General features: G+C 32.9%; 13 protein-coding genes. 1 reads left to right on the top strand and 12 read right to left on the bottom strand.

What is annotated here, in order from left to right:
- Positions 1 to 89 precede the first annotated feature (89 nt).
- Genes rfbG through LCM02_RS01215 form a run of 10 tightly spaced genes read right to left on the bottom strand, consistent with a single transcriptional unit; the run spans position 90 to position 9781 of the window.
- Positions 90 to 1172 carry a CDP-glucose 4,6-dehydratase gene (gene rfbG / locus LCM02_RS01260; RefSeq protein WP_224926499.1) on the bottom strand — a complete coding sequence of 361 codons (1083 nt, stop codon included), beginning with the start codon at positions 1170 to 1172 and terminating at the stop codon, positions 90 to 92.
- A complete protein-coding gene (rfbF, locus tag LCM02_RS01255; RefSeq protein WP_224926498.1) occupies positions 1163 to 1933 on the bottom strand; it encodes a glucose-1-phosphate cytidylyltransferase in 771 nt (256 codons plus the stop codon). The genes rfbG and rfbF overlap by 10 nt, the downstream gene beginning before the upstream one ends.
- A 13-nt stretch (positions 1934 to 1946) precedes the next feature.
- Positions 1947 to 2846 (bottom strand): NAD-dependent epimerase/dehydratase family protein, encoded by a 900-nt coding sequence (locus tag LCM02_RS01250; RefSeq protein ID WP_224926497.1) that lies wholly within the window; start codon positions 2844 to 2846, stop codon positions 1947 to 1949.
- A 5-nt stretch (positions 2847 to 2851) separates the two neighbouring features.
- Positions 2852 to 4108 (bottom strand): DUF4910 domain-containing protein, encoded by a 1257-nt coding sequence (locus LCM02_RS01245; protein WP_224926496.1) that lies wholly within the window; start codon positions 4106 to 4108, stop codon positions 2852 to 2854.
- Positions 4109 to 4149: 41 nt separating this feature from the next.
- Positions 4150 to 5382 (bottom strand): class I SAM-dependent methyltransferase, encoded by a 1233-nt coding sequence (locus LCM02_RS01240; protein ID WP_224926495.1) that lies wholly within the window; start codon positions 5380 to 5382, stop codon positions 4150 to 4152.
- Between the two features lie 16 nt (positions 5383 to 5398).
- Positions 5399 to 6229: a hypothetical protein gene (locus tag LCM02_RS01235; RefSeq protein ID WP_224926494.1), complete on the bottom strand. Its 831-nt coding sequence runs from the start codon at positions 6227 to 6229 to the stop codon at positions 5399 to 5401.
- An 11-nt stretch (positions 6230 to 6240) separates the two neighbouring features.
- Positions 6241 to 6786: a dTDP-4-dehydrorhamnose 3,5-epimerase gene (gene rfbC, locus LCM02_RS01230; RefSeq protein WP_224926493.1), complete on the bottom strand. Its 546-nt coding sequence runs from the start codon at positions 6784 to 6786 to the stop codon at positions 6241 to 6243.
- Positions 6787 to 6795: 9 nt separating this feature from the next.
- Positions 6796 to 7869 carry a glycosyltransferase gene (locus LCM02_RS01225; protein ID WP_224926492.1) on the bottom strand — a complete coding sequence of 358 codons (1074 nt, stop codon included), beginning with the start codon at positions 7867 to 7869 and terminating at the stop codon, positions 6796 to 6798.
- A gap of 11 nt (positions 7870 to 7880) precedes the next feature.
- Positions 7881 to 8801 (bottom strand): polysaccharide deacetylase family protein, encoded by a 921-nt coding sequence (locus LCM02_RS01220; RefSeq protein ID WP_224926491.1) that lies wholly within the window; start codon positions 8799 to 8801, stop codon positions 7881 to 7883.
- A gap of 8 nt (positions 8802 to 8809) precedes the next feature.
- Entirely contained in the window at positions 8810 to 9781 is a 972-nt protein-coding gene (locus LCM02_RS01215) for a Gfo/Idh/MocA family protein (protein ID WP_224926490.1), read from the bottom strand.
- A 589-nt stretch (positions 9782 to 10370) separates the two neighbouring features.
- On the opposite strand from LCM02_RS01215, the gene LCM02_RS01210 reads away from it, so the two are divergent.
- On the top strand, positions 10371 to 11192 hold the full coding sequence (locus LCM02_RS01210) for an ATP-grasp fold amidoligase family protein (RefSeq protein ID WP_224926489.1): 822 nt from the start codon (positions 10371 to 10373) through the stop codon (positions 11190 to 11192).
- A gap of 14 nt (positions 11193 to 11206) precedes the next feature.
- Here the strand turns inward: LCM02_RS01210 and LCM02_RS01205 are convergent, their stop codons facing one another.
- Both LCM02_RS01205 and LCM02_RS01200 read right to left on the bottom strand, forming a co-directional pair.
- Entirely contained in the window at positions 11207 to 14359 is a 3153-nt protein-coding gene (locus tag LCM02_RS01205) for a T9SS type A sorting domain-containing protein (RefSeq protein ID WP_224926488.1), read from the bottom strand.
- 149 nt (positions 14360 to 14508) lie between these two features.
- The coding region (locus LCM02_RS01200) for a T9SS type A sorting domain-containing protein (RefSeq protein WP_224926487.1) at positions 14509 to 15589 on the bottom strand (1081 nt) is incomplete at its 5' end.

The raw sequence follows: 15589 nt of genomic DNA, 5'->3' as shown, positions 1-15589 counted from the left end.
ATAGATATTATTCTAATTAACTGTCGATTATATTTATTAGCAAGAGTATCCAACAATAAAGATCTTCATTAAGCTGTTAATTTTCTATATTATCCTAAACGATTAGTGTATTCCTTAATCTGACTCTGACACAGAGAAAAGACATTAGTTGTCTTATAATTTTTATACCAATCAACTGTGTAACTAATGGTTTCCTCAAAAGATAGAAGAGGATTCCAATTTAGGCGATACTTTACCTTATTGATATCCAAAGAAAGAAAATTTGCCTCATGAGGTGCATTTCTAATCGATTCATCTTTCCAGTTTCCCTTTCCATATTGATTGACTATTTCATCCACCAAGGTTGAGACTTTGATCATATTTGCAACCTCCGGGCCAAAATTCCAGGCTTCGCTATATTTTTCAGGATCTTTCATCATTTCCATACCCAAAATCAAATAGCCTCCAAGTGGTTCTAGAACATGTTGCCATGGCCTAACAGCATTTGGGTTTCTAACCTTGATCATCTCATCATTTTCAATTGCATTAATGCAATCTGGTACAATCCTGTTTTTATTCCAGTCACCTCCCCCTATTACATTACCAGCTCTAACTGACGCAATCGATTTCCCATGATCTTCATAATCAGAAGGATTAAAAAAGCTATGTCGATAGGATGCAATAACCAACTCTGATGCACCTTTACTTGAACTATATGGATCATACCCTCCCATAGGTTCATTTTCTCTATAGGGCCATATCCACTCATTATTTTCATATACCTTGTCCGTAGTAACAAATATAGCTGTTTGAATACTTTCGCACAGCCTAATCGCTTCAAGCATATTTACAGTGCCCATAACGTTAGTTTCATACGTGTAAATCGGATTATTATAACCTTCAATAACTAATGATTGCGCTGCTAGGTGAAAAACTATTTCCGGTTTTTCCGCCTCAAATACTTCTTTAATTTTCGAAAGGTCTCGAATATCACCCCTGAGATCCTTTATTCGATGAGAAATTCCAGATAATCTATAATTATCTTTTTCAGATAATTCTTCTAAAGAAAATCCGATTACATCTGCCCCCAAATCCAACAACCAAATTACTAACCAGGAGCCCTTAAAGCCAGTATGGCCTGTTACAAGAACTTTCTTTCCTTGATAATATTTTTTTAATTCTTTCAATCCCATAATTTCCATTTTGCTTTTCCAGTGGACCAAAGTCTATTTAAATGATTTACATCTCTTATCGTATCAGCACACTCCCAAAAACCATCGTGTTTGTAAGTCATCACTTCTCCCTGACTTGCCAATTCTTCTAATGGTCCAAATTCAAAATCACAGTCCTCGTTTACTGTTAGTTTTTCAAGTAAGGCCTTGTTAAAGATCATAAATCCTCCATTGATGAGACCTTTACTAGCTTGAGGTTTTTCTTCAAACGATATTACTTTACCTTCCTTTTCGACCAGTTCTCCGAATCTGGAAGGTGGTTTTACACCTGAAATAGTTATAACCTTCCCGTGACTTTGATGAAAATTCAGTAGTTGATCAATATTTAAATTTGCAACCCCATCACCATAGGTCAAAAAATTCACATCATCTAAATACTTTTCTAATCTCTTAATTCTGCCTCCCTTTAAAGTATTTACCCCAGTATCAACAAGAGTCACCTTCCAGTCTTCACTATCGTCATTGTTGAAAATGATTTCTCCTGTTTTAGTATTTAAAGTTAGATCACAATTGTAATGTTGAAGGTTAATAAAATAATTCTTTATTACGTTGGCCTTGTACCCCAGGGCAATAACAAACTCATTATACCCATAATATGAGTAAATTTTCATAATATGCCATAGTATTGGTTTTCCTCCTACCTCCACCATTGGCTTAGGAATTAATTCTGTGACATTTCCCAATCTGGAACCAAGACCCCCTGCTAAAATTACTACTTTCATATTTTTAAATTATTTAAATATTTTTATAAAAATTAATTGTTTTCAATAAGCCTGTTTCCAAATTAGTTTTAGCTTTCCATCCTAAAAGTTTATAAGTCATATCAGTGTTAGCTTTTCTGACTTGTTCCATTTTCCTGTCTTTAACAGCTCCAAATTTTGGTATTAGGTTTGGGTTCATTAGGTTCGTTAATTTTAAAATAAAATCCTTTATCGAAATTAGTTGTCCAGAACCTATGTCAATTGATTTACCTTCAATTTTTGGTGCTCTTGACATGCAAATCAAAGCTTCTGCAACGTCTTCAACATAAATCCAATCAATCTCTCTCACCCCACTGGATATATTTGGAATATTGCCTTTCATCATATTTAATATAGTATAAGGAACTAATTTTTTAAGATCCTTTTGGCCTGGTCCATATACCATATAAAGAGTAGCAATAGAGACAGGCAATCCATATAATTCATGAAACATTCTTGCATAATTAGAGGCCGCAATTTTTGAAGCTGCATAGGGTGAGCTGGGTACAATGGGTTTCTGACCTGCTTTTCCTTCCTCTAAGGACCCTGTAATTATTACTCTCTTACATTTTGAATCACACAGAGCTTCAAGTATATTAACAGTGGAAATCAAATTGTCTTCAAATGTTGATTTCACATACTCCCTACTTCTTGAACCAACTACATGACTTGCAAGATGAAAAAAATAATCAGGTTGAATTGAATCGACTAAATCAAATACAAAATCTCTGTCTGTTAGATTACCAATTTTCCAAGTAATCGAATTATCCAACTTCTTATAACTTCTTGAGACAGCATAAACCATTGCTCCATGGTCTAATAATTTTTCAACTAGAACAGAACCAATAAAACCAGATGCTCCAGTTACAATAATTTTTGAATTCTTGAAATTCATAAAATTTATATTTTCTCTATTAATCCAGCTGATTCCAACTCTTCCGCTGCCTTTTTTACAACTTCAAAAGAAATCCCTGATATATCAGAAATATCTAATAAACATTTAGTTGAATCCGATTGATTCAGAACCCAAAGAAGCGCCATCTCAAAACTTTTAGATTTACTTTCACCTCCAACCTTTTTGAATAACCCTCTTTTTCCTAATTGAGGTTCTCCATATGGGAATAAATTATTGAAATAGAAATTTCCTTCTATCGTATTCACGATTTTTTTAATTAAATGTAGAGATTCATCAAGGTTTTTTTCGTTGACAAAATCTAGATTATCCCCTGAAGTATGGTATTCCTCAAATTCCCCATGACAAGCACGAGATAGTCTACCTACGGGAAGATCAAATCCTGGAGAACAAAATTGTCTTTCGTCATATCCGTAGGGATAAAAATCAATAATTCCATAGGATTTATAATTATTTTTAAGACAATTCTCCACTATTTTATCAATCATTTGATTGCCTTTTCTAGACTTCTTATAATTAAAATTTGAGGAATCTCCCAACAAAGTTAAAACCAATCCGTGTTCAATTTGACCCACCTTTTCTCGATTCTTACTCAACCATGTAATAGAACCTATGGTTCCAGGAATAAATAAAAACCTGTAGGAGTAATAATTTTCTCGCTTGGAAAGATATTCTGCAAGTGCTACTGCAACACTTATTCCTGATAAATTATCATTGGCCATTGAAGGGTGACAAATATGTGTAGTAATTAAAACCTCATTGGGAATATTTCCTTCAATAAAAAATTCTCCATATGATAATACTCCCTTCTTTAAAGTTGAGTCAATATTAATTTTGTATTTATCATCTTCAAGTTCTAAAAAATCATTATGGGTCATGCAAAAGCCCCAATTTTCATCATGATAAGAAGTCCTATATGGAATCCAATCGGGCTTCTCCGGAATAGTATAAATATGATCTCTTAATTGTTCCAAAGACATTTCAGCTTGCATAGGTATACTGTAATTTAAAATATGCAAATTTGACTTATTGAAATCAATAACTTTCTTTCCACTGCTGTTTTTCACCCAGGCTTCTCTAATATTCCACTCAAGAGGCACAATCCAATCAAGGACTTTTGTTCCACTTTTTACCTCTACAATTTCAATTGGAATATATTTACTAATCGTAGAAAGTGTATCTCGAACTCCTTGGCCTGTAATGCTTCGGCAAAATGGAAAAAGTTCTTTAATAAGATTATACATAAAAACGCCCTTGCCCATAATGTCAATGTTTTGTTTTGAATCTAAAATATTCTGAGTTCAGGGATGAAAGTAACTAGTTTACCACCCCAATTTTTAATGTAATCTAATTGAGTTTCAATTTCAGTGGTCAAATTCCATGGTAATATTATCACATAATCTGGCTTCTCTTCCTTCAATCTGGACTCATCAACAACAGGAATATGACTTCCCGGTAAAAATTTATTCTGTTTATAAGGAGATGCATCCACAACAAATTTTATCAAATCATTTCCCTTCAGGCCACAATAATTTATTAAAGTGTTACCCTTTGATGCAGCGCCGTATGCTGCAACAGATTGACCATAATTTTCCGCATCAATCAAGAACCGAAGTGCATTATTTTTAATTCGATTAACTCTACTCATAAATCCTTTGTAAAAATTCATTTGGGTTAACCCTTCTTTAATTTCTCTTTCAATAATTCGATTCACCTCCTCAGAAATTTTATGTTTTTGACATTCTTTATGTTTCGCATATATCCTTAAAGAACCTCCGTGAGTGCTAATTTCATCTACATCAAAAATTTCTAAATCGAATTTTTTAAAAATATTTTTTACTGCGATTAATGAAAGGTATGAGAAATGCTCGTGATAAATTGTATCAAACTGGCAATCCTTGATAAGATTTGAGAGGTGGGGAAATTCCATAGTAATTATACCATCCGAATCCAATGCCTGCTTCATCCCATATACAAAGTCGTTAATATCGGGTACATGAGCAAGAACATTATTTCCAACTATTAAACTAGCCCCTCTTTCTTTATCCACAAATTCCTTTTTGGCTAATTCCGTTGAAAAAAACTCAACTATGGACTCTACACCATTTTCAATAGCCCTTTTAGCTGTATTTGCAGTTGGTTCGATTCCAAGAACGGGTATCTCTTTTTCAACAAAATTCTTAAGTAAACAACCATCATTTGATGCAATTTCTACTACCAACGAATCGGAATTGAAATGAAACCTTTCGATCATCATTTGAACATACGCTCGTGTATGTTCAATCCATGTCTTTGAGAAGGACGAGAAATAAGTGTAATCGCTTGAAAATAATTCTTCAGCCTTTTTGAACTCATCTAATTGTACCAGATAGCATTTATGACAAACATAAACCTTCAGGGGATAATAGCTTTCCATGAGATTCAATTGATCTTCTTTTAACATATCATTGGAGATTGGGGAGAATCCCAAATCCACAAATACATTATTCAATTTTTCACTACAATGTCTACATTTCATAATTTATTGTATTCAGTTAATATTTTTTGAATAATTTAGTTTTGATTATTACCAGAAAAAGGCTTAAAAATGATCGCATAGTTGTAATTGGACTTTTCAACATTTGAATTCTTGATTTTAATCGGGTTGTCTTCCTAAACTCATTAGTCGCAAATCCCCTGATACTATAATCAATATTTATTTCATTTTCTTCAAAAACGTCAACAACCCAATCAGCCCATTTCCCTCGAAATAAACCACCGCTTGGCATTCCATCGTAAAACTGTCCATTTTTTTCGACATAGTCTCTTGATACAGCTAAAAATGTATCTCTATAATACCAAGATTTAAAATCGGCAATTTTTTCTGCCATGAAAGGAGATTCATACTCAACTAAATATTTCAATAGAATATTTTTCCTCCATAAACCAGGTAAAAAAGTTAATCTCAATTTAGTTCTTGTTTGTATCTCTTCTAAATTATCATAGATCGAAGACTTCATTTTTGTCCTATCAAAAGTAGATAGAAGCCTTATGTGAGCAATTTCCTCACTAGCTTTCATCAATGAAACAAAATCATTCAACAATATTGAGTCAATTCTAGACCTTAAAAAATCATCTTCAACAAGAAGTAAAATAATATCATAAGAGGCTTGCCTGACACTATCCTTGAATCTTTTACTCCAGGCTGTGCCAGCCTTATGGTTAATTATTCGAACCGGTAAGTCGGAATGATTATAAGATTTTGAATTTGTACTTAATAAAATTTCGTAATCTCGAGATTCTGGAAAATTTTTATTCAAGAGTTTAAAAAATGGATCCCAGCAATCGGAATATCCATCAGATGAGAGAATCAAAACAGAAATCATTTAGTTTTAGATTAAATTCCACAAAAATCTTGAGTTAAAAATGGAGTTGAAGCATCTTTGTAAGAGATTACTTCAGGTTCCATTGGTAACTTAATCCCAATTAAAGGGTCTTTAAAATTGACTGAACCTTCAAATTCAGGATTATAATATGCAGTATGGTTATATAACAATTGGGTATTGCCCTTCAAAGTAATAAATCCATGAGCAACACCTTCAGGCACATATAGAAGCTTTTTATTCTCTTCGGATATTTCGATCTGAACATTTTTTAAGAATGTTTCAGAATTTCTTCTCAAGTCAACTAAAATGTCCAAAGCCGACCCTGCTATACACCTAATAAGCTTACAATCTCTATTAGGTCCAATTTGATAGTGGAAGCCTCTAAATGTACCTTTTTTACTATTAATTGAATGATTCATTTGCACGAACTCTTTGATTAGACCATTATCTTCAAATTCTTTTTTGCAATAAGTTCTGAAAAAGGAGCCTCTTTGGTCCAAATACTCTTCAGGTAAGATCTCTATTAGTCCACTAATTATCGTTTCGTTAAAAATCATTTACTTCAATTATTTTCTAATGGTGCAAAAATCCAAGATGGAGTTACCCACATTCCGTAAATCGTATTTAGTAGAATCAGTTTTGGCTTTTTTAGAAATTCTATCTCTTAAACTTGGGTCATCGATTAACATTTCTATCTTTTTAACGAATGCATCAATATCCAAAAGAGGGACAATATATCCATTTATGCCATCTTCGATGATATGTCTTGGAGCCACATCGCAATCAAAACTAACGGACGGGACTCCTGCCGCCATAGACTCTGTTAATGCATTACCCCATGCTTCTGAAATTGATGTGAATGCGAAAACACTGGCTTTTCTTAACCAAGGATCAATGTTTTGGACGGCACCAACAAACAAAATCTGGTCTCTAATATCCAAATTATTGGCTAATTCGATTAACGACTGTTGTAATTCTCCTTCTCCCAGAATAACAAATTTCCAGTCCTTTCGATTCAATTTTTTACATATTTGCAACAAGTACTTATGCCCCTTATCCGGATGTAATCGACCGACACTTAAAATAATTTTCTCTTTAATAATATCGGGATAATCTTTGATTTTTTTTACAGGACGAGGGATAACAATTACATTCTTGCAACCTGTTTCATTCATTATAAAAATTTTAGCTTCTTCTGTTAGAGCTATTATTCCATTTGCTCTTTTATATAGAATCTTTCTCGCTTTTCTTTCGAGCAGTGATCGTTTACGATATGGACTCATTACATCATTAACATAAACGGGGATATCCAACATCCTTGTTGATAATAGAGTCAATACATTAGTTGAACTCAATATACTTAGAACAAAATCCGGATTTACCTTTCTTATTTCATTTCTCAAATTAAAAAAGGTCATTAGCCTACTTCTTAATCTATTAAGTTTGCTCTTCTCTTTTATTTCAACATAATCTAAATAACGTACACTCACATTACCAGATAATGAAAAAAAAGGATCTCCTTTTCTTAACGATATGATACTAACTTCATGGCCTGCTTCGCTCCAGAAATTTGATATTGTAGAAATAAATCTTTGACCTCCTCCGCTCCCAAATAGCGGTATTACCAAGCATATTCTCATTCTCTAAAAAATTATTTGCTTTCAATTAAATTAATCATCCTTTTTCTGTCATCATTCTCAATATCTCCATTTTTCAAATTTACAAGCTCTCTCCAATACTCCCATAACCATAATTTCATTCCAATTCCAAATTGTCCATCAGTTATTTCCCCTCTTGGGACTTCCATTTTACCAAATTTATCACTAACTGGCTTAAATTTGGTCGAAAACCCCATTAAGATACCATTTGCGATCAACTCTTGCATCTCTCGTATTGAATAATCCATTTCAGGGATTCCATTTGGGTAAGCAAAATAATGTACATTCTTATTCAGAATATCACTTAACTGTTCAATAGAGGATTTGATTTCAAATTTAGAATTTTCATCCGTCTCATTTTTTAATATCGGATGATTCATCGTATGAGCACCAATTGTTACTAAATTTGATTTTTGAAAAATTCTTAGGTCATCAACAGTAACATTTTGAGGTGGAATCTCTGATATTCCGTTTATTTTTTTGTATCTCCTTATAAACTCATGTATTGTATTAATATCAAGAGATTTAAGGATTGATTTGAAATTAATTTTATCGAGTTTCTCTGCGTCAATATCAATAATTTCAGAAATTATTTTTTTTGACTCTATTTTGTCATAACCTCTAATTTCTTGAAACCAAAAATTCTTTTTTTCCTTGCATATTTTAGGTGAAACGAATAATGTTATAGGTACATTATACTTTTTGATTATGGGAAATATAAATTCTCTAAAGGATTCATGACCATCATCAACTGTCAATAGATAACCATCTGATTTGTAATTATTTGCTTCAATGTTGCTTCTCAAGTCGTCACAAGATAATACTGCATCTTTTGATTTCAAAAGACTAATTACCTTTTCAAACCATTTAGCTTCTGAAACAGAATTTATTTCATGAAAATTAATGACTTTCATCGGGAAACTTATTTTTTATTTCGAAAAGGGTGTGGAGATAGATCAAACTTTGCTAAAGGATGAAAATCTCCTTGAAGCGGAAGAGTCTCAGAATTTCTGATTTGGTGAACAATATTTATTGATTGTCTTGCTTCCTCAATTCCAAAACCTTCTCCACTAAGAATTTTTTCATAACTTTTTGTATGTAGATCGAAAAAGCCATCACTAAATTCAATTTCCTTTCCGTCTACTGTTATAGACCTATAAGTTCTTTGGCCTTTTTCTTGAATATCTTTAGGGAGTAATTTATCATTAATTGAAAGAAACCATCTGACTCTTGCCTTTTCAAATTCAAGAAAACCAGCTGCTCTATCGTGAGTATGGAGATGAACAATATTTGATTTCACGGGTCCAAATACCCAAGATAACATATCGTAGAAATGAATGCCTATATTTGAGGCTATTCCACCAGATTTTGATATATCACCTTTCCAGGAAGTATAATACCAATTACCTCTTGAAGTTAAATATGTCAAATCAACATCATGAATTTTAGAATCAGATGCTAAAGATATCTTCTCTTTAAGCTTAATAATACTCGGATGAAGTCTTAATTGCAAGATAGTATTCACTTTGCCATCATATTCATTTTCAATGTTTTTTAATGCGTCCAAATTCCAAGGATTGAGAACTAAAGGTTTTTCACAAATAGCGTTTGCTCCACTTCTTAAAGCCATTCGAATATGCGAATCATGTAAATAGTTCGGGGTACAAATACTGATAAAATCCAAATCAATATTTTTACGCCTCAATTTTTCAATGTGCCTATCAAACCTTTCAAATTCAACAAAAAAAGATGCGTTGGGGAAAAAACTATCCATAATCCCAACACTATCAAAATTATCCAAGGCAACCAAAAGATCATTATTTGTTTCTTTTATGGCCCTAAGATGACGGTGAGCTACATAGCCAGCGACTCCGATAAGTGCAAAGTTTTTCATTTATTAATTCTTTTGATTAAAATATATTGTTGTCTAATTTAGTAAAGTGATTTTTAAACTTAATAAAAAAAGCATTAAATTATTTTATTAAATAAGCTAAGATATGTGATAAATATAAACGGCTTCGCCATGGTCAATCCCAATTGATTTTGAGAAAAACTCACAATAATGACAGGATAGGTATAAGGAACCTACTTGCTTATGACTCAAAAAAGTCAAATTATGGCTAACTCTGTTGTCGAATATGAAATTTTATGATAGTTGATGTTTAATTGATTGCTCAATGATTCTATTAAACTGACAATCAGAATACTTCAACTTTAAGAAAAGACTATATAATAACAGGGGAAACTATAATAAACTTTTTAAATTCGTCAAATATATTATTTATAAAATAGTATAACGATTGAATCCCAATTTAAGTATAACTTTGGACGATTTAATCCAGTTTTTACTAATTCTTTCTGTATTTTTGAAAATAGAACATGAATTATAGAAGCAACTGATTAAATCCAGATTTTAGATGAAATTTAAAAATCTTTTTATACGGTTATCTAGGTTCATTCCAGATTCGTTATATATAACGATCTTGTACAAGAAAAGAAATGGCAAGTATCCGAATTTAAAAAATCCTCAATTATTTACGGAGAAAATACAATGGCTTAAATTAAATGATAGATCTGATTTTCATACTATTTGCGCAGACAAGTATGCTGTGCGTAAATATATATCGGAAGAAATAGGAGAAAAATATTTAGTACCATTGTTATTTTCAACTAAGAACGTGAAAGATTTACATCCTAAAAGACTTCCTGATTACCCATTTATAATTAAGACAAATCATGATTCTCAAGGAAATCAAATAGTTATGTCAAAGACCAAGCTTGATTTCCCAGAATTAAGATCAAGATTTGAAAAAAAATTAAAGACTCGATACTATAATGTGGATAAAGAATGGCAGTATAAAAATATAAAACCAAGAATTTTAATCGAGAAGTTACTTCTTGACAAAAATAATAACATACCAAATGATTACAAATTTCTTTGTTTTAACGGGAGGGTCTTGTTAATTCAGGTAGATACGGAACGAGATCAGAAAGATCAGTTAAGATTTTTTTATGACAAGGATTGGAACAAATTAGACATAGATGGAGAGATTCTGAACATTTTAACCAAAAAAGGTCATTCCTCAGATTCCGAGGTTGAAGAACCTTTCAACTTAAAAAAAATGATAAAATATTCAGAGAAAATTGCCAGGAACTTTGATTTTGTCAGAGTTGATTGGTATGAGGTTGATAAAATACTGTACTTCGGGGAAATCACATTCCATCCGGCAGGAGGATTTAACGGTTTTGTTTCAGCCGAATGGGATAAAAAATATGGCAATCTACTAAATCTATCCGAAAATTAATGAGAAGACGAGTGTCAAAGAACCATTACTTTTTTGACCATTAAATTATTCGCATTATACACTCTTAAATAATACACCCCTTTAGAAAGCCTCGATACATCTATTTGTTTTGAAAATCCAGATATGTTTTGTGAAATTTTATCATAATGCACAATTTTCCCTTCCATATTTAAAATATTTAAATCAAAACTTTCTGATTCATCATTCTGAACTGCTATATTAATAAACTCTTTTCCAGGATTTGGATAAACTGTAAGATCTTCACTGAAACTCGTATTCACTCCATTTTGGTTACAGTTTATTACACTTATTGAATATTGAGCTAAATAATATTCTCCATTTTTCTCAACTCTCACTGAGTAAACTGTAGACTCATCCGGGCTCACATTTATACTTGAGTTTGTTTCACCTGTGCTCCATTGATAATTATCTCCACCTGTCACATATAGATTCGTACTTTCACCTGAACAGAGAGTATTTTTACCTGTTTCAGAAAATATTTGAATTTCCGGAGCGACTACTGTTATAAGCACCTGGTCTGTATCCTCACATCCATTTTTTTTCACTACAACTGTATATTCTGTGGTTTCTAGTGGCGTAACTTCTATTTCTCTAGATTTACTGCCATTACTCCAAATATATTCATCTCCTCCCGAGGCAACAAGAGTAATGGAAGAGCCCGGTTCGATTGTACGATCATCTCCTGCATCGGCTACTACATCTGTCACAAATACATTAACACTATCAGTATCAGAACCGTTACTATTGTACACGATTACATTGTAAACAGTATTTTCAGTTGGATTTACTTCAATACTAGATGTTGATTCATTCGTACTCCAAAGATAATTTTCACCTCCTGAGGCTGTCAAGGTAATCGATTCTCCTTTGCAGATGCTAACATCTTGTCCTGCATTGGCTTTAGGCTTTTCTTGATTTGTGTCCACCGTTACGATGACTTGGTCAAAATCCTCGCAGCTACCATTTGAAACAATAACTGTATACTCGGTTGTAGTACTTGGACTTACAGTTATGCTTTTCGTTCTTTCCCCATTGCTCCATAAGAAAATATTTCCACCACTTGCTGTTAAGGTTACCAACTCCCCAACATCAATTGAAACATCATTTCCTGCCGATGCTTGAATCTGATCTACAAATACAGTTATTGAATCCAATGTCGAAATCCCATCATTATACCCAATAACTTCATATGTTGTAGTTCTATTTGGACTCACAAAGATATTAGATGTTGTTTCCCCTGTATTCCATAAGTAACTTTGAGCTCCTTTAGCGCTTAATTCAACTTGATCGCCGCTGCAAATATATCGATCTTCACCCAAATCAAGATTATTGGATCCTTGCAATCTCTCAATAAATTCAAAAGCTCCAATATCCGAAGAGGAACCCTGGGGTCTGTGATTACCTTCAAAATCTGTTTTGACTGATTTCAAATCTTTACCCGCATCAATAAGCTTACTGGTTGATTTAAGTCTAAAATTATTCGTTTTCGGGTCAACAAAACCAGGTTCCTCAGAAATATTTGAAGAACCCACTAATGATTGCCAACTTCCAAAAAAGTTCGAATTGGAGAATGATTGCCCAACTTTATATCCTTGACTCTTAACATTAACAATATTACAATTTATCCATTCGTTGGATGATGATTTTGGTAATATTTCATAGTTTTTCCAAAAAAGGGAAGCATTAAAAATGGTTAAGTTAAAGAATTTATTTCCCTTAACTTCAGGCTTGTACTCTTCTGATTTTCCCCTATGAAATAAAACATAATTTGCATTTACAATAACAAGATTTTGCAATATATTGTAATATGCGCTCCCGTCGCCAGCCTCTTTCGTTGCCGAAAAATCAATACCTTTATTTACATTAACAAACAAACCATCTTCCACAACATTATTATTCGCTCCATCTCTTATTTGAATTCCTAATTCAGTGTCATACGCTTTTAATCCTCGAACTACATTATATGCGCATCCACCTCTTCTTAATTCAACTCCTCTAACCCCTCCAGTAGCCTCATGTCCTTGAATCAAATTATATTCTGTCTCCCCTTGAATGTCTCCAGATAAACTAAATCCATGTTCCCAATCCTTTCCGTCATTTAAAATCTTTTTCGATAAATTGTTGAAAAAAATATTGTTCCTCCCTTTCACAGAGTAATAGTAGTCCATTTTTAATGCTCCAGAATCCTCTCCATAAGCTTCGCAATTTGCGACAAAATTGTGACTTCCACCAATATTAAAAGCAGCAACTGACGCATTTATCGAAATACAATTGGTGATTCTATTATTCTGACCGGAATAGAAATGTATTCCATTATCACTTGTCCCAATACCAGAATTTCTAATGACACAATTATCCAATCCAAGGTTACTTCCTCCATTGCTTATAATTCCTTTTCGAAAGTTTTGAAATTGTAGATTTTTGACAATGATATAATCTCTGTTCGTAACTCCACTAGCCGCTAATGATAGACCAGTTCCTTTTGATCTATCCCCTCCTTCCATCAAAGGAGCTTCAGATCCATCAAGAGATTTACCCTTTTCATATTTATAATATCTGATTCCATTCAAATCTCCTGGAATTTCGCTATAACCTTGAATCACTACAGGCTCAGATTTTGAAGTCTTTGGCAATGCATTCCATAATCTTAGCTCATCATTTCTATATATTCCTTTTTTTACATGTATAATTGCACCTCCTTGAGTTATAGCTTTAATAGCTTCAGATATACTTTTAAAAGCAGTATTTTGTGTCTTCCCATCACCCGAAGATTTTCGAGTTGAATCAACATACCAGCTTTGATTAAAATTAGCTGAAAGCTGAATCTTGTTTTCTATCGCTACTAAGTTAAAATCCTCCACGGTACCATCACCATTTTCTAGCCGAATCGTGGAATTATCCCAATAAGTAAAAGCCTTAGTGACCTCAAAAAAGTTGTTTACTCTGTTTATTCCCTTAATCGTATTTTGAGAAAGTTTAAACCCCTGAACAGTCAAAGTTGAAATATCTCCTGAGACATCGAAATATATTCTTGTCGGATTACTTGATTCAATCCGAAAATTCGATAAAAAAGCCTCCTTGTTCTGTCCGTATAAACATACGGTGAAAAGTAGCACCAATTTCAATGATAAAATCCTACAAGACATAATACATTCTTTAATTCAATAACAACTTTATAAATCATAAATTCTGTGAGTAACAGTAAAATAGGTAAGTTACTGTAGAGAGAGAATTTAAAAATAGATTCTAAGTATAAACGACTTTTTAAGATGTATATTGCTCTTTATAGAATGAATTATATTAGTAATATTTTGGTTGTAATTTGTTTAATCGAATTTGAGACATGAACTATGTAGACTCCTTTTGGTAATTCAGATAAGTTATATGTAATCTGCTTTAATATCAAAAGATCGGAAATTTTATCAAAAAAGACTAAACGTCCGTTAATGTCGTAAATTTTCAATTCTGATTGTTTTTCTATTCCAGTTACCCTAAAATTCACTTCTCCATATGAAGGATTTGGATGAGCCTGAATGGATAAATTATTTACTGATTGTTCTCCACATGATTGATCCACATTAACAAGAACTTGTTCCAAAACAGTTTTACCATTAATTGAAGCACTTACCGTGTAAATCGTTGTTCTTTTTGGACTCACCTCAATCGAAGCTTTTTCATCTCCAGTACTCCATTTGAAACTGCCGTTTCCATTAGCGCTGAGAACAATTTTTTCACCAACGCAGATTGTCCAGTTTTTTTCAACTTCTATTGACGGATTGAGAGGTATTTCCTCGATGTTTTTTTCTACACTAATCTGTATAGAATCCGAATCTTGACAACCATTTTTAAACGCAGTAACACTTATTATAATAGTCTCCTCTGGTCTTATTACAATTGACTCCGTTGATTCACCATTACTCCATTCATATGTATCTCCTCCAGATGCGGTCAATTTCACCTCTTCACCTTGCTTAATGGTTAAATTTCGTCCTAAATCTAAATTAATATCTTCAACATACACAGTAACATCGGCCGTGTCACTTGTCCTTCCATCAGTTCCTTCAACAGAAAAAGTAGTCGTTTCGGTAGGATTTACAACAATACTTTTACCACTCTCACCATTACTCCATTTATAGGAGACACCTCCGGTTGCAGATAATGTAACTGTCTCTCCGACACATATTGATCTATCACTCCCGGCTGAAACAAGAATTTCTTCTTCAATCAAGGATTCAACAAATACATTTACTTCATCACTATCCTCACAATCCCCGGATTTTACCTTTACCTCATAACCTTTTGTCTTTGTGGGACTGACCGTAATACTTTGGGTCGTTTCTCCAGTACTCCAAAGATAAGTGTCACCTCCCGTCTGT

Origin of the sequence: Lutimonas saemankumensis (assembly GCF_020171465.1) — a bacterium.
GTDB lineage: Bacteria > Bacteroidota > Bacteroidia > Flavobacteriales > Flavobacteriaceae > Lutimonas > Lutimonas saemankumensis.
Note: the sequence above shows the minus strand (reverse complement) of the source record. Positions and strands in the feature narration are given on the sequence as shown.

Excerpts from the sequence above, each read along its gene's own strand:
- rfbG (WP_224926499.1), bottom strand. The coding sequence starts at position 1,172 with ATGGGATTGAAAGAATTAAAAAAATATTATCAAGGAAAGAAAGTTCTT.
- rfbF (WP_224926498.1), bottom strand. The coding sequence starts at position 1,933 with ATGAAAGTAGTAATTTTAGCAGGGGGTCTTGGTTCCAGATTGGGAAAT.
- LCM02_RS01250 (WP_224926497.1), bottom strand. The coding sequence starts at position 2,846 with ATGAATTTCAAGAATTCAAAAATTATTGTAACTGGAGCATCTGGTTTT.
- LCM02_RS01245 (WP_224926496.1), bottom strand. The coding sequence starts at position 4,108 with ATGTATAATCTTATTAAAGAACTTTTTCCATTTTGCCGAAGCATTACA.
- LCM02_RS01240 (WP_224926495.1), bottom strand. The coding sequence starts at position 5,382 with ATGAAATGTAGACATTGTAGTGAAAAATTGAATAATGTATTTGTGGAT.
- LCM02_RS01235 (WP_224926494.1), bottom strand. The coding sequence starts at position 6,229 with ATGATTTCTGTTTTGATTCTCTCATCTGATGGATATTCCGATTGCTGG.
- rfbC (WP_224926493.1), bottom strand. The coding sequence starts at position 6,786 with ATGATTTTTAACGAAACGATAATTAGTGGACTAATAGAGATCTTACCT.
- LCM02_RS01225 (WP_224926492.1), bottom strand. The coding sequence starts at position 7,869 with ATGAGAATATGCTTGGTAATACCGCTATTTGGGAGCGGAGGAGGTCAA.
- LCM02_RS01220 (WP_224926491.1), bottom strand. The coding sequence starts at position 8,801 with ATGAAAGTCATTAATTTTCATGAAATAAATTCTGTTTCAGAAGCTAAA.
- LCM02_RS01215 (WP_224926490.1), bottom strand. The coding sequence starts at position 9,781 with ATGAAAAACTTTGCACTTATCGGAGTCGCTGGCTATGTAGCTCACCGT.
- LCM02_RS01205 (WP_224926488.1), bottom strand. The coding sequence starts at position 14,359 with ATGTCTTGTAGGATTTTATCATTGAAATTGGTGCTACTTTTCACCGTA.